This window comes from Xanthomonas sp. JAI131 (genome assembly GCF_013410075.1).
Lineage (GTDB): Bacteria > Pseudomonadota > Gammaproteobacteria > Xanthomonadales > Xanthomonadaceae > Xanthomonas_A > Xanthomonas_A bonasiae.
On record NZ_JACCCN010000002.1, the window covers coordinates 1,325,911 to 1,346,214 of the forward strand.

Annotated in this window: 18 protein-coding genes; 1 reads left to right on the plus strand and 17 read right to left on the minus strand. The window is 67.8% G+C overall.

The genetic code is table 11. The features are described 5' to 3' along the window. Window positions 1–18 precede the first annotated feature (18 nt). The 15 genes from HDC36_RS12265 to moaA form a co-directional block, all read right to left on the minus strand. Complete coding sequence (locus HDC36_RS12265; protein WP_179567620.1) at window positions 19–765, minus strand: helix-turn-helix domain-containing protein; 747 nt, start codon at window positions 763–765, stop codon at window positions 19–21. A gap of 55 nt (window positions 766–820) precedes the next feature. Next, window positions 821–2,023, minus strand: coding sequence for a coproporphyrinogen III oxidase (locus HDC36_RS12270; RefSeq protein WP_179567622.1), 1,203 nt, complete (start codon window positions 2,021–2,023; stop codon window positions 821–823). A 208-nt stretch (window positions 2,024–2,231) separates the two neighbouring features. After that, the gene (locus HDC36_RS12275; protein WP_179567624.1) at window positions 2,232–3,557 is read right to left on the minus strand and encodes a nitrate/nitrite transporter; all 1,326 of its coding nucleotides are present in this window, start codon (window positions 3,555–3,557) and stop codon (window positions 2,232–2,234) included. An 86-nt stretch (window positions 3,558–3,643) separates the two neighbouring features. Beyond that, window positions 3,644–4,552 carry a peptidylprolyl isomerase gene (locus HDC36_RS12280; RefSeq protein ID WP_179567626.1) on the minus strand — a complete coding sequence of 303 codons (909 nt, stop codon included), beginning with the start codon at window positions 4,550–4,552 and terminating at the stop codon, window positions 3,644–3,646. Window positions 4,553–4,554: 2 nt separating this feature from the next. Next, complete coding sequence (gene narI / locus HDC36_RS12285) at window positions 4,555–5,259, minus strand: respiratory nitrate reductase subunit gamma (RefSeq protein ID WP_179567628.1); 705 nt, start codon at window positions 5,257–5,259, stop codon at window positions 4,555–4,557. Beyond that, on the minus strand, window positions 5,256–5,939 hold the full coding sequence (gene narJ / locus HDC36_RS12290) for a nitrate reductase molybdenum cofactor assembly chaperone (protein WP_179567630.1): 684 nt from the start codon (window positions 5,937–5,939) through the stop codon (window positions 5,256–5,258). The genes narI and narJ overlap by 4 nt, the downstream gene beginning before the upstream one ends. Next, the gene (gene narH, locus HDC36_RS12295; protein WP_179567632.1) at window positions 5,936–7,483 is read right to left on the minus strand and encodes a nitrate reductase subunit beta; all 1,548 of its coding nucleotides are present in this window, start codon (window positions 7,481–7,483) and stop codon (window positions 5,936–5,938) included. The genes narJ and narH overlap by 4 nt, the downstream gene beginning before the upstream one ends. After that, on the minus strand, window positions 7,483–11,223 hold the full coding sequence (locus HDC36_RS12300; RefSeq protein WP_179567634.1) for a nitrate reductase subunit alpha: 3,741 nt from the start codon (window positions 11,221–11,223) through the stop codon (window positions 7,483–7,485). The genes narH and HDC36_RS12300 overlap by 1 nt, the downstream gene beginning before the upstream one ends. Before the next feature lie 73 nt (window positions 11,224–11,296). Beyond that, on the minus strand, window positions 11,297–12,715 hold the full coding sequence (locus HDC36_RS12305; RefSeq protein WP_179567636.1) for a NarK family nitrate/nitrite MFS transporter: 1,419 nt from the start codon (window positions 12,713–12,715) through the stop codon (window positions 11,297–11,299). 142 nt (window positions 12,716–12,857) lie between these two features. After that, on the minus strand, window positions 12,858–13,277 hold the full coding sequence (locus tag HDC36_RS12310) for a hypothetical protein (protein WP_179567638.1): 420 nt from the start codon (window positions 13,275–13,277) through the stop codon (window positions 12,858–12,860). A gap of 114 nt (window positions 13,278–13,391) precedes the next feature. Further along, window positions 13,392–13,955, minus strand: a complete 564-nt coding sequence (locus HDC36_RS12315; RefSeq protein WP_179567640.1) for a molybdenum cofactor biosynthesis protein MoaE — start codon at window positions 13,953–13,955, stop codon at window positions 13,392–13,394. A 5-nt stretch (window positions 13,956–13,960) separates the two neighbouring features. Further along, window positions 13,961–14,221: a MoaD/ThiS family protein gene (locus HDC36_RS12320; protein ID WP_218848162.1), complete on the minus strand. Its 261-nt coding sequence runs from the start codon at window positions 14,219–14,221 to the stop codon at window positions 13,961–13,963. After that, window positions 14,218–15,474: a gephyrin-like molybdotransferase Glp gene (gene glp / locus HDC36_RS12325; protein WP_179567642.1), complete on the minus strand. Its 1,257-nt coding sequence runs from the start codon at window positions 15,472–15,474 to the stop codon at window positions 14,218–14,220. Before glp ends, HDC36_RS12320 begins: the two co-directional genes overlap by 4 nt. After that, window positions 15,471–16,469, minus strand: coding sequence for a bifunctional molybdenum cofactor biosynthesis protein MoaC/MoaB (moaCB, locus tag HDC36_RS12330; RefSeq protein WP_179567644.1), 999 nt, complete (start codon window positions 16,467–16,469; stop codon window positions 15,471–15,473). Before moaCB ends, glp begins: the two co-directional genes overlap by 4 nt. A gap of 4 nt (window positions 16,470–16,473) precedes the next feature. Next, the gene (gene moaA, locus HDC36_RS12335; RefSeq protein ID WP_179568085.1) at window positions 16,474–17,454 is read right to left on the minus strand and encodes a GTP 3',8-cyclase MoaA; all 981 of its coding nucleotides are present in this window, start codon (window positions 17,452–17,454) and stop codon (window positions 16,474–16,476) included. Between the two features lie 185 nt (window positions 17,455–17,639). Here moaA and HDC36_RS12340 point away from each other — a divergent pair, with 185 nt between their 5' ends. Continuing rightward, window positions 17,640–18,041 (plus strand): ribonucleotide reductase subunit alpha, encoded by a 402-nt coding sequence (locus HDC36_RS12340; protein ID WP_179567646.1) that lies wholly within the window; start codon window positions 17,640–17,642, stop codon window positions 18,039–18,041. A 43-nt stretch (window positions 18,042–18,084) separates the two neighbouring features. Here the strand turns inward: HDC36_RS12340 and HDC36_RS12345 are convergent, their stop codons facing one another. Together HDC36_RS12345 and HDC36_RS12350 are read right to left on the minus strand one after the other, a co-directional pair. Further along, a complete protein-coding gene (locus HDC36_RS12345) occupies window positions 18,085–19,629 on the minus strand; it encodes a sulfite reductase flavoprotein subunit alpha (protein WP_179567648.1) in 1,545 nt (514 codons plus the stop codon). After that, window positions 19,626–20,048 (minus strand): PAS domain-containing protein, encoded by a 423-nt coding sequence (locus tag HDC36_RS12350; protein WP_206256775.1) that lies wholly within the window; start codon window positions 20,046–20,048, stop codon window positions 19,626–19,628. Before HDC36_RS12350 ends, HDC36_RS12345 begins: the two co-directional genes overlap by 4 nt. Between the last annotated feature and the right edge of the window lie 256 nt (window positions 20,049–20,304).

A 20,304-nucleotide genomic window follows, 5' to 3' on the forward strand; every position in this document is an offset into this window, starting at 1 on the left:
CGATCTAGAAGCATCTGGCTACGGGGCTCCCCCGCCGGACGCGAACGCCTCCAGCCGCGCCGGATCGCGTAACACCACTTCGCGCTGCTTGATCGCGATGATGCCGTCGTCGCCGAGCCGGCGCAGCACGCGGCTGACCGTTTCCGGCGCCATGCGCAGGTAGTTGGCGATCTCGGTGCGCGCCATGGTCAGGTTGAAACGCGTGGCCGAGAAGCCGCGCTGCGCGTAGCGCCGCGACAGGTCGAGCAGGAATGCGGCCATGCGCTCTTCGGTGCGGTAGTCGGCGGCCAGCATCGACGCCTTGCCGATCTCCGCGCTGAGCAGGCTGAACAGCTTGGCCTGCAGGCCCGGCATGCGCGAGGCCAGCAGGGTCATCTTGGGAAAGGAGAACTGGCACAGCAGCACCGTGTCCAGCGCCACAGCGTTGCAGGGAAAGCGCGAGGAATGGATCGCGTTGAGGCCGATCACTTCGCCCGGCAGGCTGAAGCCCAGTACCTGCTCGTTGCCGTTGCTGTCGTTGACGAAGGTCTTGACCATGCCGGCCCGGACCGCGGCGATGGCGCGGAATTCCTCGCCGGTGCGGAAGATGTAGTCGCCGGCATGGAACGGGCCGACATGATCCACCAGCACATGCAGTTCGGAGAGCATCGACTTGTCGTAGCCCTGCGAGATGCAGGCATCGGAGAACGCGCAGGTCGAGCAGAAGCGCAGCTCGTCGCCATCGCTCGACGCGGCCGGATTGAGCGGGGGAGCGGACGACGTCATCGGCCGCACCTGGACACGCGAACGAGGATGCCGCAATGCGGCGACGGGTTACCGGCTAGAGAGCCGACGCTGGATGCTGAAAACATGCGGCAACGATACGCCATAGGAGCGTGCCGGTGAATGACAGCGACAGCACCTGGTCGTTCCAGCTGACCAGTCCCTGCTCCTCCAGCGGTCGCAGCCGCGCCAGCGCCAGCGCGAAATCGTCGTGGAACGGCATGGCATCGGTGCGTTGCATCGCCCGCGCATCCAGCCGGTAGTCGCAGGCCAGCGACTGCATGATCTCCGCGCGCATGGCCTCGTCCTGCGATTGCACCAGCCCGCGCTCGATGCCCAGCCGCCCGGCGGCGACGGCCGCGCACCAGCGCGCCGGATCGCCGATCGCCTGGCAGAACACCTCGCCCAGCTGGCTCTCCGCCCCCGCACCGATGCCGATCAGGTCGGTACGCTCGGCGCGCACCGTCCCGGTCAGGTCGCAGTACTGCGCACGGCTGCCGCAGCGCCAGGGTGGGCTGGGCGCCACGGCGAAGGTGTCCGCCCCGGCAGGCGCATATCCGGCCTCGCCGAGCCCTTGCACCGCATCGGCCAGCAAGCGCGGTAGCGTGGGACCGACCGCTGCCAGCCAGGCCAGTCCCACCCGATCCGGTCGCCACGCCAATACCTCCTCCACCCGCAAGGCATCCGGGTATCCGGCCAGCACGTGACCGGTGGCGGCAAAGCCGGCGCCGGCGATTGCCTCGCGCGCGGCCAGCCGCGACGCCGCGGACGCGGTGCCGTCGTCGAGCAGTACTCCGCGGGTACAGCCCGCGGCCACCAGCGAGCGCACCGCCACCGGATTGCCTGGCCGCAACAGCACCGCCACTTCCGCGCGTGCGACCGTGCGCAGCGACTGCGGGATCGCATTGAGCAGACGCGCCACGCCGCCGCAGCCGATCAGCTCGGGCAAGCCTTCGCCCAGCACGATGTACAACACTTCGCGATCCTCGTCGAACAGCGCCGCGGTCCGCGCCAGCGCGCGCAACAGGCAGTGCAGGTACTCGCCCGGCGCGATCGGCGACCCGCCCCGCGGAGCGCCGAAGCACAACGTCAGCGAGCGCGGGATCAGGTAGTCGTTGCCGACCCGCACCGTCTTGGCGAAATCGGCATCGCCGAAGCCGCAGACGTAGTGCGCGCAAGCAGGATGCAACGGCCAGTGCGGTGCTGCAGGCAGGTAGCGTGCCAGCGCAGTCCGGTCGATCGCGAACGGGGAGCATTCCATGCCGGACACGTTAGCGGCCACTTGCCAGCTAGGCCCTGATCAAGATCAAGTCGGCGCTCGAACGCGACGATCGCGCTCGGGTGTCGACCGTGTGCCGGGGCGAGCAGTGTCGCGAACGGATGCGCCGACGTTCCGGATGCGGCGCAGCCCGACCGGTTCGCCCCGCAACCGTGGGCGCCGTCCTGTCTCAGGCGTCGCTGCAGGCGGTTCAGGCCAGAGGTGCGTTCGCTGCGGCGGCGGCCTCGGCGATCTCCGGCAGGTCGGTCTGCGCGCGCAGGCCGGGATGCTGGCGATGCTCCATGCGCCGGACCGCGAAGTGCATCCACGCCAGGGCGATGCTCACCAGCACGAACAACAGCATGAAGCAGCTGGTCCACACCCCGATCAGGTCGTTCATCGCACCGAAGGCGATCGGCAGCACGAAGCCCCCCAGCCCGCCGATCATGCCGACCACGCCGCCGACCGCGCCGACGTGCTGCGGGTAGTAGGCCGGAATGTGCTTGAACACCGCGGCCTTGCCCAGCGACATGAAGAAGCCGAGCACGAACACCAGCACGGTGAACGGGACTACGCCGATCGCCAGGTGGAAAGCGATGTCGCCGTCGACGCCCTTGATCACGTAGCGGGTATCCGGGTACGCCAGCAGGAAGGTGCACACCACCGACACGCTCAGCGTCCAGTACATCACCCGGCGCGCGCCATAGCGGTCCGACAGCAGGCCGCCGGCGATGCGGAACAGGCTCGCCGGGATCGAATAGCAGGCCGCGACCAGGCCGGCCTGGCGGATGTCCATGCCGTAGGCGCCGATCAGGTAGCGCGGCAACCACAACGCCAACGCCACGAACGCGCCGAACACGAAGAAGTAGTAGAGCGAGAAGCGCCAGACCTGCAGCTTCGCCAGCGGCCGCATCTGCTCGCGGAACGACATCGGCTTGACGCCCGAGCGCTTGCGTTCGGCCTGCGAGGGATCTTCCTGGGTGCACAGATAGAAGATCACCGCCATCACCGCCAGCGCCACTGCCCATACCTTCGCCACCGTGGTCCAGCCGGCCGCCACCATCAGCATTGGCGCCAGAAGCTTGGTCACGGCCGCACCGATGTTGCCGGCGCCGAATACGCCCAGCGCGGTGCCCTGCTTCGCCGCCGGGAACCACTTGGAGACGTAGGCGACGCCGACCGAGAACGCGCCGCCGGCGATGCCGACGAACAGCGCCGCCAACAGGAACTGCGGGTAGCTGCGCGCATAGGTCAGCAGCCAGGTGGACGCCGCCCCGCACAACATCACCGCGGCCAGCAGGCGTCGGCCGCCGATCTGGTCGGTCAGCACGCCCAGGTTTACCCGGATCAGCGAACCGCTCAGTACCGGCGTGGCGATGAGCAGGCCGAACTGGGTGTCGTTGAGTCCCAGTTGCTGCTTGATCTGGATGCCGATGATCGAGAAGATCATCCATACCGCGAAGCATGTGGTGAAGGCGAAGGTACTGAGCCACAAGGCGCGCTGCTGCTGGGCAGCGGAGGGAAGGACGGCGTTCATCGCATGGCCTGCATTCGTAGTGAAAGACGCAGGCACGCCTGCCTGCATCTTGGGCGGTTGGAGGGATGGCGGGAGGCCATGCCGGCTCAGGCCTCCGCTTCCGCCTCGATGGCATCCAGGCCGCTCACCCCGTAGCGTTCCTGCAACAGCTGCAGGTAGCGTTGCAGATCGCGTTGCCGCGACTGCAGTTCGAGGTAGTCGGCGATCCGCCGATGCACCTGCTCGAAGGTCTGCGGCAGGCCCGGCTCGATGTCGTCGACGACGACGACGTGATAGCCCCAGCGCGATTCCACCGGAAACCCGGCCAGGCCCTGGCGCAGGCGGAACAGTTGGCGGTCGAACTCCGGCGTGGTCTGCCCGCGCTGCAGCCAGCCCAGCTCGCCGCCCTGCTCGCGCGAGGGGCAGTCGGAATGGCGCATGGCGAAGTCGGCGAACAGCTCCGGGCGTTGCTGCAGCTCGGCAATCAGGCCCTCGCCGCGGCGGCGCGCCTCGTGGCGCCCGCCCACATCGTCGGCCGGCGCCGCGAACAGGATATGTCTGGCCTTGACCCGGTCCGGCGAGCGGAAGCGCTCGGCGTTCTGCGCGTAGTACCGCGCGCAGGCCTGCTCGTCTGGCACCCGCTGCTCGACCTCGCCTTCGAGCAGCAGGCGGATCGTGGCCTCCTCAGCCGATTCGCGCCCGTCGGCAGGCACTTGCGCCGCCAATCCCAGTCGCTCGCACTCGCGGCGCAGCAGTTCGCGCACCACCAGCGCGCGCGCCGCGGCCGCGCGCGACACCTGCGGCCGCATCGCGCGGTGGAACTGCATCTCCTGCGCGATGTCCGCCTCGCTGATCGGCGTATCGCCGACGAACAGCAGGCACGGCGCCGGCGCGCCCAGCGTACGCGGGCCGGCGTCCGCATCGTCGTGGTGCGCGTGCGCCTCCTCCGCCACCGGCTGCTGCGAATCGATCACGGTGAGCGGCAGGCGCCGCGGCACGGACAAGGTGGCGGCCATTTTCAGCGCCTCCCGTCGTAGTTCAGCGGCGCCTGACGCCGCCGCACCACCTGGTACGGGCGCCACAGGTAGCTCAGCGGAATGCTCCAGACGTGCACCAGGCGGGTGAACGGGGCGATCAGGAACAGGGTCATCCCCAGAAACACGTGGGTCTTGTACACCCAGGAGACGTCACTGATGTAGTCGGCCGCGCCCCAGCGGAAAGTGACGATGTGCTGCGCCCATTCGCCGAGCCGGATCATCACTGCGCCGTCCATGTGCTGCGTCGAATAGCCGATACTGATCAAGCCCAGCACCAACTGTGCGAACAGCAGCACCAGTACCAGCGTATCGCCGAAGGTGCCGGTGGCGCGCACGCGCGGATTGGTCAGCCGGCGCACCAGCAGGATGGCGATGCCGACGAAGCAGAGCGCGCCGAACACGCCGCCGACGACCATCGCCAGCAATTGCTTCTGCGGCGCGGTGATGAAGTGCTCGTACAGCGCGTGTGGCGTCAACAATCCGACCAGGTGTCCGCCCAGGATCGCCAGCACGCCGACATGGAAGCAGTTGCTGCCGATGCGCATGCCGCGGTCGGACAGCAGCTGGCTGGAGCCGGTGCGCCAGGTGTACATGGACTTGTCGAAGCGCACCCAGCTGCCAACGAAGAACACCGCCAATGCGATGTACGGATAGATCTGGAATGCGAACTGATGCAAGTGGTTCATGGCTTCACCTCGTTGATGGCCTGGATGCCTGCGACGGGCCGCGGGACCGGCTTGCAGTCTTCGCCCGGCGCCTGCGCGCCGAAGCGCACCGCTTCTTCTTCCCACAACCGGTCCATCGCCTCGGGCGAGTCGTCGCGCGCCTCGCCGCTGGCGCGTTTGCGCAGCAGCGCCAGGTTCACCTCGCCATCGGCGTATTCCAGCAGTAGCTCGAACAGCAGCGCGTAGCCGCTCTCGCGCTCGGCGGCGCGCGCCGCCAGCAGGCCGACGATATGGCCGACATGGCCCAGCCAGTCGCGCGCCTCCGCGTCGGGCCGCTGGTCCAGATATTCCAGCAGCAGCGGCAGGTAGTCCGGCAACTCCCGCGCGGACAGCTCGAAACCGTTCTTGCGGTAGGCCTCGATCAGGTCGACCATCGCCTGGCCGCGATCGCGCGACTCGCCGTGGATGTGCTCGAACAGCAGCAGGCTCATCGCCCGGCCGCGGTCGAACATGGACAGCCAGCGGTCCTGGACCGCGAGCGGGTCCTCGGCCAGCAGTTCCTGCACGAAGCCGCACAGCGCGGCGCGGCGCGGCGCCGACAGGGCCGGATCGTCGGCCGCCTGCAGCAGTTCCTCGCCGTGTTGCCAGAGAGCGTCCTGCGGATAATCCATCAGCACGCCGATCAGCTTGAGCAGGCTCATCGGACCACCTCCTCGGTTCCGCGCCTATTGGGCGACGGCACCGTGTGGCCGGTGGGCTTGCGGTTGCCGAACAGGTCCGCTGCGCTGTCGCCGTTGCAGCCGTTGCCGAAGGTGAAGCCGCAACCGCCGCGCTCGCCGAAGGCGTCGTTGGCGTACTCGCGATGCGCGGTGGGAATCACGAAGCGGTCCTCGTAGTTGGCGATCGCCAAGTAGCGGTACATCGACTCGGCCTGCGCCACGCTGAGCCCGGCCTGCTGCAGCACCGCGAGGTCTTCCACGCCGTCCACGTTCTTGGCGCGGCGCCACGCGCGCATCGCCATCAACCGCTCCAGCGCGCGCACCACCGGCGCCTCGTCGCCGGCCGACAGCAGGTTGGCCAGATAGCGCACCGGAATGCGCAGCGACGCGATGTCCGGCAGCTCGCCGTTCATGCCAATGTGGCCGCGCTCGGCCGCCGACTGGATCGGCGACAGCGGCGGCACGTACCACACCATCGGCAGCGTGCGGTATTCCGGATGCAGCGGCAGCGCCAGCTTCCAGTCGATCGCCAGTTTGTACACCGGCGAGGCCTTGGCCGCCTGCAGCCAGCTGTCCGGGATGCCCTCGGCGCGGGCGGCAGCGATCACCTGTGGGTCTTCCGGGTCCAGGAAGATGTCCAGGTGCGCCTGGTACAGATCCTTCTCGGCCGGCACCGCGGCGGCGCTCTGGATGCGGTCGGCGTCGTACAGCATCACCCCCAGGTAGCGGATGCGGCCGACGCAGGTTTCCGAACACACGGTCGGTTCGCCCATCTCGATGCGTGGGTAGCAGAAGATGCACTTCTCCGACTTGCCGCTCTTCCAGTTGTAGTAGATCTTCTTGTACGGGCAGGCCGACACGCACATGCGCCAGCCCCGGCACTTGTCCTGGTCGATCAGCACGATGCCGTCCTCCTCGCGCTTGTAGATCGCGCCCGATGGACACGCCGACACGCAGGCAGGATTCAGGCAGTGTTCGCATAACCGCGGCAGGTACATCATGAAGGTCTTCTCGAACGCGCCGTAGATCTCCTTCTGTACGTTGTCGAAATTGCGGTCCTTGGAGCGCTTGGCGAACTCGGTGCCGAGGATTTCCTCCCAGTTCGGCCCCCACTCGATCTTCTCCATGCGCTTGCCGCTGATCAGCGAGCGCGGGCGCGCGGTGGGCTGGTGCTTGACGTCCGGGGCGGTGTGCAGGTGCTGGTAGTCGAACTCGAACGGCTCGTAGTAGTCGTCGATCTGCGGAAGGTCGGGGTTGGCGAAGATCTTCGCCAGCATCCGGAAACGTCCGCCGGCGCGTGGGATCAGCTTGCCGGCGGCGGTCCGCACCCAGCCGCCGTTCCACTTGTCCTGGTTCTCCCATTCCTTGGGATAGCCCACGCCGGGCTTGGTTTCGACGTTGTTGAACCAGGCGTATTCCACGCCCTCGCGCGAGGTCCATACGTTCTTGCAGGTGATCGAGCAGGTATGGCAGCCGATGCACTTGTCCAGGTTCAACACCATCGCGATTTGCGCACGAACTTTCATCACGCCACCTCCCCTGCCGCGAGCTTCGCGGATTCGCCATCCAGCCAATCGACCTTGTCCATCTTGCGCACCACCACGAACTCGTCGCGGTTGGTGCCGCAGGTGCCGTAGTAGTTGAAGCCGTAGGACAGCTGCGCGTAGCCGCCGATCATGTGGGTGGGCTTGAGTACCACTCGGGTGACCGAGTTGTGGATGCCGCCGCGGGTGCCGGTGACCTCCGATCCGGGCGTGTTGATGATGCGTTCCTGCGCGTGGTACATCATCGCCATGCCGGACATCACCCGTTGGCTGACCACCGCGCGCGCGGCGATCGCGCCGTTGACGTTGAACAGCTCGATCCAGTCGTTGTCGACGATGCCGGCGCTGCGCGCGTCGTCCTCGCTGAGCCACACGATCGGGCCGCCGCGCGAGAGAGTCTGCATGATCAGGTTGTCGCTGTAGGTGCTGTGGATGCCCCACTTCTGGTGCGGGGTGATCCAGTTCAGCACGATCTCCTTGTTGCCGTTCGGCTTGCGCCCGAGCATCGGCGCGGCGGCCTTGGTGTCCACAGGCGGGCGATAGCCCATGAAGCCTTCGCCAAAGGCAATCATCCACTCGTGATCCTGGTAGAACTGCTGGCGCCCGGTCAGGGTGCGCCACGGGATCAGCTCGTGGACGTTGGTGTAGCCGGCGTTATAGCTGACGTGGTCGTCCTCCAGCCCCGACCAGATCGGCGAGGAGATGATCTTGCGCGGCTGCGCCTGGATGTCGCGGAAACGGATCGCCTCGTGCTCCTTGCCCACCGCAAGATGGGTGTGCTCGCGGCCGGTGAACTTGCCCAGCGATTCCCATGCCTTCACCGCGACGTGGCCATTGGTCTCCGGCGCCAGGTGCAGGATCACCTCGCAGGCGTCGATCGCCGAATCGATCGCCGGACGTCCGTGGCTGACGCCGTCCTCCAGCACGGTGTGGTTGAGCTTGCCGAGGAAGTCCACTTCGTCGCGGGTATCCCAGTTCATGCCCTTGCCGCCGTTGCCGTGCTTGTCCAGCAGTGGCCCGAGCGAGGTGAACTTCTTGTACAGGTTCGGATAGTCGCGCTCGACCACCGTCATCGACGGCATGGTTCTGCCCGGCACCGCCTCGCACTCGCCCCTGGTCCAGTCGGTCACGCCCATCGGCATCGCCAGTTCGTTGGGGGTGTCGTGCAGGATCGGCACCAGCACCAGGTCCTGCTCCACGCCCAGCACGCCCGGCGCCATCGCGCTCAGCGTCCTGGCCACGCCCTTGAAGATGTCCCAGTCGCTACGCGATTCCCAGGCCGGGTCCACCGCCTTGGACAGCGGGTGGATGAACGGGTGCATGTCCGAGGTATTGAGATCGTCCTTCTCGTACCAGGTGGCGGTGGGCAGCACGATGTCCGAGTACAGCGCGGTCGTGCACATGCGGAAGTCCAGCGTCACCAGCAGGTCGAGCTTGCCCTCGGCCGGTGCGTCGTGCCATTTCACCTCGTCAGGCTTGCGCGCGCCCTCCTCGCCCAGGTCCTTGCCCTGCACGCCGTGGCGGGTGCCCAGGAAATGCCGCAGCATGTACTCGTGGCCCTTGCCGGAAGAGCCGAGCAGGTTCGAGCGCCAGATGAACATCACCCGCGGGAAGTTCTGCGGCGAATCCGGATCGGCGTAGGCGAAATCCAGCGTGCCGTCCTTCAGCTTCGTCAGCGCGTACTCGGCCGGCGCCACGCCGGCGCGCTCGGCCTCGCGGGTCAGCTGCAGTGGATTGCGGTCCAGCTGCGGCGCGCTCGGCAACCAACCCATGCGGATCGCGCGCAGGTTGAGGTCGGCGATGGTGCCGGTGAACTTGCTCGGGTCCGCCAGCGGCGACAGGATTTCCTTCACCTCCAGCTTCTCGTAGCGCCACTGATCCGAATTGAAATAGAAGAACGAGGTCCCGTTCATGTGCCGCGGCGGACGACTCCAGTCCAGTCCGAACGCCAGCGGCTGCCAACCGGTCTGCGGGCGCAGCTTCTCCTGGCCGACGTAGTGCGCCCAGCCGCCGCCGGTCTGGCCGATGCAGCCGCACATGACCAGCATGTTGATCAGGCCGCGGTAGTTCATGTCGTTGTGGTACCAGTGGTTCACCGCCGCACCGACGATGATCATGCTGCGCCCGCGGGTCTTGTCGGCGGTACGCGCGAATTCGCGCGCGATCTCGATCACGTCGGCACGCGGCACCCCGGTGATGCGTTCCTGCCAAGCCGGCGTGCCGGGCACGTCCTGGTCAAAGCTGGTGGCCACGTTGCCGCCGCCAAAGCCGCGATCCACGCCGTACTGCGCCAGCAGCAGGTCGTACACCGTGGCCACCTCGATCGTGCCGTCGACGCCTTGCAGGCGGCGCACCGGCACGTTGCGTTCGAGCACGTCCTCGAACGTGGACGCTGTCCACGGTGCACTCTCGATGCCGCCGAAATACGGAAAGCTGACCGCCTCGATCGCCTCGTGATCGTCCTTCAGGCTCAGCCGCAAGCGGATCGCGGCGCCGGCGCTGTCCTGCTGTTCGATGTTCCACTTGCCCTGCTCGCCCCAGCGGAAGCCGATCGAGCCTTTCGGCACCACGATGCGGCCGCTGGCTTCGTCCCACGCCAGCGTCTTCCATTCCGGGTTGTTGTCCTCGCCCAGGCCGCCCAGGTCGCTGGCGCGCAGGTAGCGCCCCGCCACCAGGCGTCCGTCCGCGCGCCGCTCCAGCCGCACCAGCAGCGGCATGTCCGAATACTGCCGGCAATAGTCGGTGAAGTACTGCGAGGGGCTGTCGACATGGAACTCGCGGAGGATTACATGGCCGAACGCCATCGCCAGCGCCGCGTCGGTGCCCTGCTTGGGGTGCAGCCAGTGGTCGGTGAGCTTGGCCACTTCCGAGTAATCGGGCGTGACTGCCACGGTCTTGGTGCCGTTGTAGCGCGCCTCGGTGAAGAAGTGCGCGTCCGGGGTACGCGTCTGCGGCACGTTCGAGCCCCAGGCGATGATGTAGCGGCTGTTGTACCAATCGGCCGATTCCGGCACGTCGGTCTGCTCGCCCCAGACCTGCGGCGAGGCCGGCGGCAGGTCGCAGTACCAGTCGTAGAAAGACAGGCAGGCGCCGCCCAGCAGCGACAGGTAGCGCGCGCCGGCGGCGTAGGACACCATCGACATCGCCGGGATCGGCGAGAAGCCTATCACCCGGTCCGGGCCGTACTCCTTGACCGTGTACAGGTTGGACGCGGCGATGATCTCGTTGGCCTCGTCCCACTGCACCCGCACGAAGCCGCCCATGCCGCGCCGCGACTTGTACGCGATGGCCTTGGCCGGGTCCTCGACGATGCTGGCCCAGGCCTCCACCGGCGACAGGGTCTTGCGCGCCTGCCGCCACATCCGCAGCAACGCGCCGCGCACCAGCGGGTACTTCAACCGGTTGGCGCTGTACAGGTACCAGGAGTAGCTGGCGCCGCGCGGGCAGCCGCGCGGCTCGTGGTTGGGCAGGTCCGGGCGCGTGCGCGGATAGTCGGTCTGCTGCGTCTCCCAGGTCACCAGGCCGTTCTTGACGTAGATCTTCCAGCTGCACGAGCCGGTGCAGTTCACGCCGTGGGTGGACCGCACGATCTTGTCGTACTGCCAACGGGCGCGGTAACCGTTCTCCCACTCGCGGCTCTCGCTCTTGGTGACCCCGTGTCCGTCGGCGAAGCGCTCTGGCGCTCGCTTGAAGAACTGCAGCCGATCCAGAAAATAACTCATCGTGCCTCTCCCATCGCTAATGTGTGCATCGTGGCTTGGGTGTTTCCAATCGTTGTGCGGCCAGGCGGCCGGATCAGCACGGAACCTCGGCTCCGCGCCGGTAGTACCACCACCATGTCGCGGCCAGGCAGGTGGCATAGAAGGCGACGAACACGTACAGCGCCGCCTCCGGACCGCCGGTCAGGGCGATCGACGAGCCATAGCTCTTGGGAATGAAGAACCCGCCGTAGGCGCCGATCGCACCGGAGAACCCGACCACCGCGGCCGATTCGATGCCGGCCTGGCGGGTCGCCGCGGCCTTGCCCTGCGCATCGGCGCGCGCCGACCAGCGCTCGTGCAGCGTGCGGAAGATCACCGGGATCATCCGGAACGTGCTGCCGTTGCCGATGCCGGTGAGCACGAACAGCGTCAGGAACGAGGCCAGGAAACCGAAGAAGTTGCCGGCGCCGTGCGCACCGGGCAGGAAGTGCAGCACCGCGAACACCGCCGCAGCCATCAGCGCGAACACCCAGAAGGTGATACGCGCCCCGCCCAGACGGTCGGCCAGCACGCCACCGAGCGGCCGCGTCAGCGCGCCGACCAGCGGACCGAGGAACGCATAGGCCAGCGCGTTGACCTCAGGGAACTGGGTCTTCATCAGCATCGGGAACCCGGCCGAGAAGCCGATGAACGAACCGAAGGTGCCGACGTACAGCCAGCACATCAGCCAGTTGTGCTTGCGCCGGAAGATCAGCGCCTGCTGGGCGAAGGACGAGCGCACGCTGGCGATGTCGTTCATGCCGAACCACGCCGCGACGACGCAGGCCAGCAACAGCGGCACCCACAGGAAGCCGGCGTTCTGCAGGAACAGTGCCGTGCCGTCCTTGACCTGTTGCGGCGCGCCAGACAACGCGCCGAAGATGCTGAAGGCGATCACCTGCGGCACCACGAACTGCGTCACCGACACGCCCAGGTTGCCCAGCCCGGCGTTCATGCCCAGCGCGAAGCCCTGTCGCGCCTTCGGATAGAAGAACGAGATGTTGGACATCGAGGACGAGAAGTTCGCGCCACCCAGGCCGCAGCAGATGGCGATGGCCACGAACACCCAGTACGGCGTGTTCGGATCCTGCACCGCGAAGCCCAGCCACAGCGCGGGGATCAGCAACAGGGCGGTGGATAGCGCTGTCCAGCGGCGCCCGCCGAACAACGGAATCACGAACGAATAGAAGATCCGCAGCGTCGCCCCCGACAGGCTCGGCAGCGCCACCAGCAGGAACAGCTGGTTGGTGTCGAAGGCGAAGCCAGCGCGCGGCAGGTTCACGCTCACCACCGAGAACAGCATCCAGATCGAGAACGCCAGCAGCAGCGAAGGGATGGAGATCGCCAGGTTGCGCGTGGCGATGCGCCGGCCGGTGCTTGCCCAATAGGCCGGGTCCTCGGGACGCCAGTCCTGGATGATGCGGCCGCGGCCGCCGCCGGGATTGTGAGTTGCGACATCTGCTTGAACAGTCATGGCCGTCACCTGATGAATTGGACTTGCGGCAGATGCGGAGATACAGCTCCCATCGCCCCACGGCCATTGAGCCATCACCGCGGCACAAGGCCGTTGATCGAAATCAATCCCGCCGCCTCCAATCGGATATCCATGACAAATGTCAAACGGCGCCGTCGCCGGAAAAGCCGATCTGGATGCCGGTCACGGCCTGCGCTTCGGCATTGCGTCCGCGTGCGGTGCCGGTCCGCGTCCGCGCGCTGTCGCGCACATCCACTTCGAACACCATCCGCAGCGCGCTTTGGCCGTTTTGCTGCGCCGCCGCCTGGAACTGGAGCCCGTCGCGGCACGGCAATCGCCCGCAGTAGGCCTCCACCGCCGCGCGTGGCAGCGCCACCCGCCAGTGGGTCGGCGTGCCACCCATCGCCGCCGTTTCCAGTTCGGCCAATACCAGCGTCTGGCACAACGAAGGCCCGCCGGGGATGCACAACCGGTTCGCCACTTCTCCGCCCCCCAGCAGCACGGCCAGCTCCGCCTCGTCCACCCGGAACCGCAAGGTCTGTGCCTGGTGTTGCAGCTTCATGGATCGCTTCTCCACGTCAGTGATAGCGCAGCCGGGCGCATCGGCTCAGCGGTTGCGAAGGGATGGCCCCACAATCGACGCTCACTGCATCGCGCGCCGCAGCACATGGCGCCGTCAGACATCGGTCAACGCCATGCCGTCCGCGGCGACATCCCGGTCGTGGCGATGCGCATGCACGGACTCGCGCTCGGTGTCCGCCGTTGAGGCGGGAACCAGCGCCGATTCGCACAAGGTGCAGCCTTCGCTCCACTCGCTGCTGCCGTCCTGGTAGTGTTCCCGCTTCCAGATCGGGCTGGTGTGCTTGACCGCCTCGATCACCCGCCGGCACGCGCGGAACGCTTCGTCGCGATGCGGCGAGCCGGCCGCCACCACCACCGCCAGTTCGCCGATGGCCAGCCGCCCCCTGGCGTGCGCCACGTACAGTTTCAGCTTTGGCCCGATGTCGGCCAGCGCCTGCTGCATGATGCGCTCGAAGCCATTGAGCGCCAGCGCATCGAACATGTCGTAGCTGATGCCGGTCACGACGCGGCCATGATTGAAGTCGCGCACGCGGCCGATGAAGACGGCCAGCCCGCCGAAGCCGGGGTCGGATACGAAATCGATCGCTGCGGCCGGATCCAGCGCCGCCAGCGCGCGATCGACGACCTGCGCATGAAGGATGCCTGCATGTGCGTTCATCCCGCTCAACCTCCGCTCACCGGCGGCAGCACCGCCACTTCGCCATCGGCTGGCAGCGGATCGCGCTCGTGCAGGATCTGCCGGCTGTCGGCGAACGCCGAACAGCGCAGCAGCGCCGGGCGGAAGCCCGGAACCGTGGCCTCCAGGCGCTCTTGCAGCACCGCGCGCAGATCGGCCATGCATTGCCCGGCCGCAAGTTCGAATTCCAGCGGCTGGCCGGCGGCGTAATCGGAAAGCGCGCCGAACAGGCGCACCGAAATCTTCATGACTGTTTCTCCCAGGATAGTTGCACGGGCTGCCAATGGCCCAGGCCATACACTTGCACCGGTTCGTCCGCGGCCACGTCGGCCACGCCTTCCGGCACCACCAGCCACGCATTGGCCGCCAGCAGCGGCCGCAGCCGGAACGAGTGCTGCTGCGGCAGGATCGCAGCGCGCAATTGCCCGCTGCGATCGCACGCCACCACGCCGCTGCCATGGAAGCGCAGCGCTGCCGGCTTGGCGATCGGCATGCCCGCCGGCAACCACAGCGGCTTTTCCGCAGCCAGGCCTAGCATTGCGCGCAGCGCCGGTTCGACGAAGAAGCGCAGGCCTACCGCGCTGGACACCGGATTGCCGGGAAGGCCGAAGTACAGCGGCCCCTCCGCCAGGGTGGCGAACAGCAGCGGCTTCCCTGGGCGGATCGCCACCTTGTGGAACCCGATCCGCGCGCCGCGCTGGCGCAGCGCCTCGGGCACGAAGTCGTAGCGTCCCTGCGACACCGCGCCGCTGCTGAGTACCGCATCGGCGCCCGCTGCCAGCGCAGCGTCGAGGGCGGCATGGAACTGCGCAGGTTCGTCGCCGACGATGCCCTGCCAGACCACCTCGGCACCCGCCGCGCGCAGTTGCGCGGCCAGGAACGGACGGTTGCTGTCGCGGATCTGGCCCGAGGCCAACGGCTGTGCCGGATCGCCGACCAGTTCGCGCCCGGTGGCGATCACCGCCACCCGTGGACGCCGCCGCACCAGCACCTGCGCCACGCCCAGCGCTGCCAGCATGGTGGTCTGCGGCGCACCCAGGCGCTCGCCGGCGGACAGCACCGGTTCGCCCACGCCGACGTCCTCGCCACTGCGGCGCACGTGCTGGCCCGGCTGCACCGCGGCCAGCAGGCGGATCGCCAGCGGCCGGCCCTCGGCCTGCGCCAGCACCTCCACCTGCTCCACCGGAATCACCGCATCCAGCCCGGCAGGCAGGGACGCGCCGGTCATCACTTCCCAGGCGCCATCGCCGGCGCGGCATTGCGTATCGCCGGCCGCCTGCCAGCCGCGCACGGCGAGTTCCACACCGGCGGCCAGTCCCGCGCTACCGGCATGCACGCCGAATCCGTCCATCGCCGAGTTGTCGAACGGCGGCAGCGCGGCGGCGCTGACCAGCGGCTCGGCCAGCACCCGGTCTTCGGCCGCATTCGCCGGCACGGCCTCCACGCCCAGCAACGGAGCCGCCTCGCGCACCATCGACAGCGCCTGCGCATAGCCGATCATGGATGCCGCCCTCCATCGAGCATGCGCAGCGCGTGACCGAGCACCGGCGCAAGGATGTCCATGCATTGCGCCGCCGCGCGCGGGCTTCCGGGCAACGCGAACGCCAGCATCCGGCCTACCTGCACGACCTCGGCACGGCTGAGCCAGGCCAGCGGCGTATGTTGCGCGCCGAGCGTGCGCAGCATCTGCGCCAGCGCCTCGACACGGCGGTCGGCGACGCATGCGAAGGCCTCCGGGGTCAGATCGCGCGGACCCAGCCCGGTACCGCCGGTGCAAAGGCACAGCCGCACGCCTGCGTCCGCCAATGCGCGCAGGCGCGTGGCCAGCGGCTCGATGCCGTCGGGCAGCACCTCGCTCGCGGACACCTGCGCGCCCAGATGCCGCAGCCCATCCACCAGTACCGGGCCGGACGCATCCGCATAAAGGCCGCCGGCGGCACGGTCGCTGAGCGTGAGCACTGCGCACGGTACGCCGTCCAGCGCCAGCGGCGCGCGCGGCCGGAAGCGCGCCTGCTCGGATTCGCTCATGCCCTCCGGATGCCGCCACAGTCCGCGCTTGCCGCCCTCCTTGAACAACAGGCGGACGCCGCCAAAGGTCAGCGCCGGTTCGACCGGCTTGCTCAGGTCGTACAGCGTCAGCAACGCCGCGCTGACGCCGGCCAGCGCCTCCATTTCCACGCCGGTACGCGCCTGGCTGGCGCACTCGCAGTACACGCGGATCGCATACCGCTCCGGTACCGGCACGCACAAGGTGCGTACCAGCTCCAGCGGCAACGGATGGCACAGCGGCATCAGCGTCGAAGCCGACTTGGCGCCCTGCAGGCCGGCGACTTCCGCCAACGCCAGTGCGTCGCCCTTGGGCAGGCGCCGTGCGACGATCATCGGGTACGCCAGTGGCCCGGCCACCAGCTCGCCGACCGCCACCGCCCGGCGCGCGGTCGGACGCTTGTCGCGGATGTCGGCCATGTGGAAGGCCGCTGCGGAATCGCCGTTCATGGTTTCAACCTCCGATCGATGCCAGGTGCGGGGTCAGGCCCGTATGTCCCTGGTGCAGGCCGTGTCCGGCCGCCTTGAGCCCCAACTGCGTGGCGATACGCATCACCAGCGCATCGTGGTCCGCATCGGACTGCAGCAACGGCCGCAGCGCGATGCCGAAGTCGCCGAACAGGCACAGCCGCAGATCGCCGCGCGCAGTGACCCGCAAGCGGTTGCAACCGGTGCAGAAATCCCTCGAGTACGGTGCGATCACGCCGATGGTGCCGCGGAACTGGGGATGCGCGTACTCCCGCGCCGGCCCGGCGTCGGCGGCGCGCACGCGCAGGCGCCACCCCGCCGCCTGCAAGCGCAGCTCGAGCTCCTCCGCACGCAGATGGTGACGCTCGAAATACGCCAGATTGTCGCCGGTGCGCATCAGTTCGATGAAGCGCACGCTCAGCGCGCGCTCGCGCAGATAATCCAGCCAACACGGCAGCTCATCGTCGTTGCAGCCGCGCAGCAGCACCGCGTTGACCTTGACCGACTCCAATCCCAGCGTCAGCGCCTGTTCGATGCCTTCGTAGACCTCGGCAAAGCGATCGTGGCCGGTGATGGCGTGGAAGCGTCCAGCATCCAGGCTGTCCATGCTGACGTTGAGCGCGGTCAGCCCGGCCTCGCGCCATGTGCGCACGTGCCGCGGCAGCAGGCAACCATTCGTGGTCAAGGCGATCTTGCGGACACCGCGCACCGCCGACACCGCAGCGATCACCGCCGGCAGGTCCTTGCGCAGGCTGGGTTCGCCGCCGGTCAGGCGGATCTTGTGCATTCCCAGCGCGGCAAAACCGCCTACCAGCCGCCGGATTTCCGCGATCCCGAGAAAGCGGGATGCGCCGTCGGCGCGGTAGCCGTCCGGCAGGCAGTAGCTGCAGCGGTAGTTGCAGGCTTCGGTCAGCGACAGGCGCAGATAGGGAAAGCTGCGCCCGTAGCCGTCGGTGAGGCTGCCCATCATCTGTGCTCGCTCGTCTGATTCACTGGCTGGCCGCGCGGCGACGAGATCCCTCCGCCTTCCGCCCCTGTTCCCACTGCGCATAGCTTTGGGCATGCGACCGGCGTGCACCATGATCTTGATCAAGAAACCCTGTGGTTGCCGCGTGCATGCTGTAGGCGACCGCCATCACCCACGAGCACACCATGCTGACCAGTTTTTCCGACCTGTTGCGGGCCGCCGGCGCTCAGCAGGAGCCGCAACGCCTGTTGTTGGTCTTCGTTCGCACCGACCTGCCTGCCTCGGCGACCGAGGTGCAGCGGCAGCAACACCGATCGGGGCAGGGCGGCACTCTTGCACCCGTGCTGTGCGTGGACAAACTGCCTGCGGAGATCGCGTCGTTCCAGGCATTGCTCGCCGAATCGGAACGGACCGGCATCGCGTGGGATCTGCTGTTCGTCGGCGGCCTGGCTGGACGCGCAGGCGTGACGCCCTCGGCCGACGAGGCCATGCAGCCGCTGCGCTTCATGGTCAATGCGATCAACGAAGGCCGCATCGACCGTTTCGCCGCATTCGACCGCCAGGGCGTGCCGGTCCGCTTCGGCTGACGCCGCGCCATGCGGCGGCCGCCCTGCCGGCCGCGTGCGAAGACTAATACAGCTCGCGGTGCAGCCGCCCTTGCCCTGACAGCGCATGCCAGGGAGCCTGCTGCGATGCGTCCGCATCTATCAGCCCACCTACGGCCTGCTCCACCACGCCCTCAAGGTGTCGCTTGTTTCCGCACAGATAGATGTGCGCGTCGCGCCGCAGCAGCCCGGCGAGATAGTCGCCGTGTTCGGCCATGGCGTCCTGCACGTAGTACTTCGCGTCGGTGTCGCGCGAGAAGGCGGTGATCAGACGGTCCAGCACCTTGCCGTCGCGCAGCGCCTCGAGTTCGTCGCGATAGAGGAAATCCTGCTCGCGGCGCTTCTCGCCGAAGATCAGGCAGATCTCGCGGCGCCCGTCGCTGGCGGCGGCTTCGCGCATCAAACCCATCAGCGGCGCGACGCCGGTCCCGGTGCCGATCAGGATCAGCGGGCAACCCGGATCGGGCGGCAGGTGGAAGCCCGGATTGGCCCGGCTGAAGATACGTACCCGTTCGGCGCGATCGCTCAACAGCCAGCCGGTGCAGACGCCACTGCGAACACGGCCGCCGCGCGTATAGCGCACTTCGCGCACGCACAGGTCCAGGCTGTCCGGATCTGCCCGCGACGCGATCGAATAGGCGCGCGGCAGGCATCCAGGCAACAGGTCGGCCAGGCTCGCCAGCGGAACCGTGTCGGGCGTGCAGTGATCCTCGAGCACGTCGAGCAGGTCCGCCCCGTACAGATACGCTTCCAGCGCGGCGCGCTGGCTGATCTTGGTCAGGCCCTTGAGGATCTCGCTCCCGCCCAGCCGCGCCAGCTCGCGCAACAGCGGCTTGCCGATCTGGCGCAACTCCTTGCCGCGCAGAGTCGGTACTGCCTCGGGTTGCCCGTACCAGGACGCCAGACGTCCGAGCAGGTCCTCGTCGTTCTCCGGCACCACATGCAACGTGTCACCGGCCCGGTAGACGATGCCGCTGCCGGCGATATCCAGGCGCACATGCCAGGCCGCCGGATCGCTGGCGCTGAGCCTGCGTCGCTCCATCACCGTGGCCGCGAACGCGTTGGCCTCGCCATAGGCCTTGACCTGAAGGTGCAGGTCGCGGCCTGCCTGCAGGTCGCCATGCAACACCCGCTCGAGCACGGGCAGCCAGCGCTCGAAGAAGGCAGCGTAGTTGGCATCGGCATCGACCCTGTTGACCAGGGCGGTCGCCAGCCGCTCGGCGAGCAGCGCGTCGAGCGTCTTGCTGAAGCCGCAAAAGCGCGGATAGGCGGTGTCGCCCAGGCCGAAGACCGCATAGCGCAGGTCCGGCAACGTCCGTGTCTGCCTGAGCGCGTCCAGGAAGCGTTCGGCGTTGCCCGGCGGCTCACCGTCGCCGAACGAACTGCAGACGATCAGCAGGGCATCGTGCGGCCCCAGGCTGGCGAGATCGATCTCGTCCAGCGCCAACACCACGGGACCGTGCGGCTGCAGGAACGCTTGCGTGCCCAGGCGTTGCGCGAGTGCGCGCGCATTGCCCGATTCGGAGCCGTAGCCGACCAGCACGCGCGCGATGGGGGGCGCAGCGCTCACTTGCCGGCGTAGTAGTCGTCGAAGTATTCCTTCGCCGCTTCCACCGCCTCGAAGTTCGTCATCAGATCGTTGACCACGCGGCGGATGCTGATGTAAGCGTTGATATTTCCCTGCTCGTCGTACAACGGCTGCACGGTGGTATCGACCACGTAGAGCACGCCGCCCTTGCCCAGATTCGGCACGATGCCGGTCCAGACCTTGCCGGCCTTGATCGTGTCCCACATGTCCTTGTAGACCGCCTTGGGCACGTCCGGGTGACGCACGATGCTGTGCGGCTGCCCGATCAACTCTTCGCGCGCGAAGCCGGTCAGCTGGCAAAACAGGTCGTTGGCATAGGTGATGGTGCCCTGCAGGTCGGTGGTGGAGATCACCATCACCTTCTCGAGGGAAGACAGCAATTGTTCTGGAGCGAGCGCGATGCCCATGAGCGATTCCTTGGGAATGGAGTTCGGAAGAGCCGGCGTCCGGATGGCGGATCCTCGCCATGTTGCGGGGATCCGCATGCCCGACGCTGCCGGACTCTTGCTGAGAATCTTTATAGGCTGCCGGCTCAGGCGATGCGTTGATCTAGATCAAGCCCGAGCCGCTTGAGCCGCCGTTCGCCCGGCAGCGGCGGCGCGGCACGGGCAACGCATGCCGGCAGCGACGCGTAGCCGTTCATGCGATCACGCTGCC

What these genes read in the sequence shown, in the direction of transcription:
- HDC36_RS12265 (WP_179567620.1), bottom strand. Translation starts at nt 765, where the DNA reads ATGACGTCGTCCGCTCCCCCGCTCAATCCGGCCGCGTCGAGCGATGGC.
- HDC36_RS12270 (WP_179567622.1), bottom strand. Translation starts at nt 2,023, where the DNA reads ATGGAATGCTCCCCGTTCGCGATCGACCGGACTGCGCTGGCACGCTAC.
- HDC36_RS12275 (WP_179567624.1), bottom strand. Translation starts at nt 3,557, where the DNA reads ATGAACGCCGTCCTTCCCTCCGCTGCCCAGCAGCAGCGCGCCTTGTGG.
- HDC36_RS12280 (WP_179567626.1), bottom strand. Translation starts at nt 4,552, where the DNA reads ATGGCCGCCACCTTGTCCGTGCCGCGGCGCCTGCCGCTCACCGTGATC.
- narI (WP_179567628.1), bottom strand. Translation starts at nt 5,259, where the DNA reads ATGAACCACTTGCATCAGTTCGCATTCCAGATCTATCCGTACATCGCA.
- narJ (WP_179567630.1), bottom strand. Translation starts at nt 5,939, where the DNA reads ATGAGCCTGCTCAAGCTGATCGGCGTGCTGATGGATTATCCGCAGGAC.
- narH (WP_179567632.1), bottom strand. Translation starts at nt 7,483, where the DNA reads ATGAAAGTTCGTGCGCAAATCGCGATGGTGTTGAACCTGGACAAGTGC.
- HDC36_RS12300 (WP_179567634.1), bottom strand. Translation starts at nt 11,223, where the DNA reads ATGAGTTATTTTCTGGATCGGCTGCAGTTCTTCAAGCGAGCGCCAGAG.
- HDC36_RS12305 (WP_179567636.1), bottom strand. Translation starts at nt 12,715, where the DNA reads ATGACTGTTCAAGCAGATGTCGCAACTCACAATCCCGGCGGCGGCCGC.
- HDC36_RS12310 (WP_179567638.1), bottom strand. Translation starts at nt 13,277, where the DNA reads ATGAAGCTGCAACACCAGGCACAGACCTTGCGGTTCCGGGTGGACGAG.
- HDC36_RS12315 (WP_179567640.1), bottom strand. Translation starts at nt 13,955, where the DNA reads ATGAACGCACATGCAGGCATCCTTCATGCGCAGGTCGTCGATCGCGCG.
- HDC36_RS12320 (WP_218848162.1), bottom strand. Translation starts at nt 14,221, where the DNA reads ATGAAGATTTCGGTGCGCCTGTTCGGCGCGCTTTCCGATTACGCCGCC.
- glp (WP_179567642.1), bottom strand. Translation starts at nt 15,474, where the DNA reads ATGATCGGCTATGCGCAGGCGCTGTCGATGGTGCGCGAGGCGGCTCCG.
- moaCB (WP_179567644.1), bottom strand. Translation starts at nt 16,469, where the DNA reads ATGAACGGCGATTCCGCAGCGGCCTTCCACATGGCCGACATCCGCGAC.
- moaA (WP_179568085.1), bottom strand. Translation starts at nt 17,454, where the DNA reads ATGGGCAGCCTCACCGACGGCTACGGGCGCAGCTTTCCCTATCTGCGC.
- HDC36_RS12340 (WP_179567646.1), top strand. Translation starts at nt 17,640, where the DNA reads ATGCTGACCAGTTTTTCCGACCTGTTGCGGGCCGCCGGCGCTCAGCAG.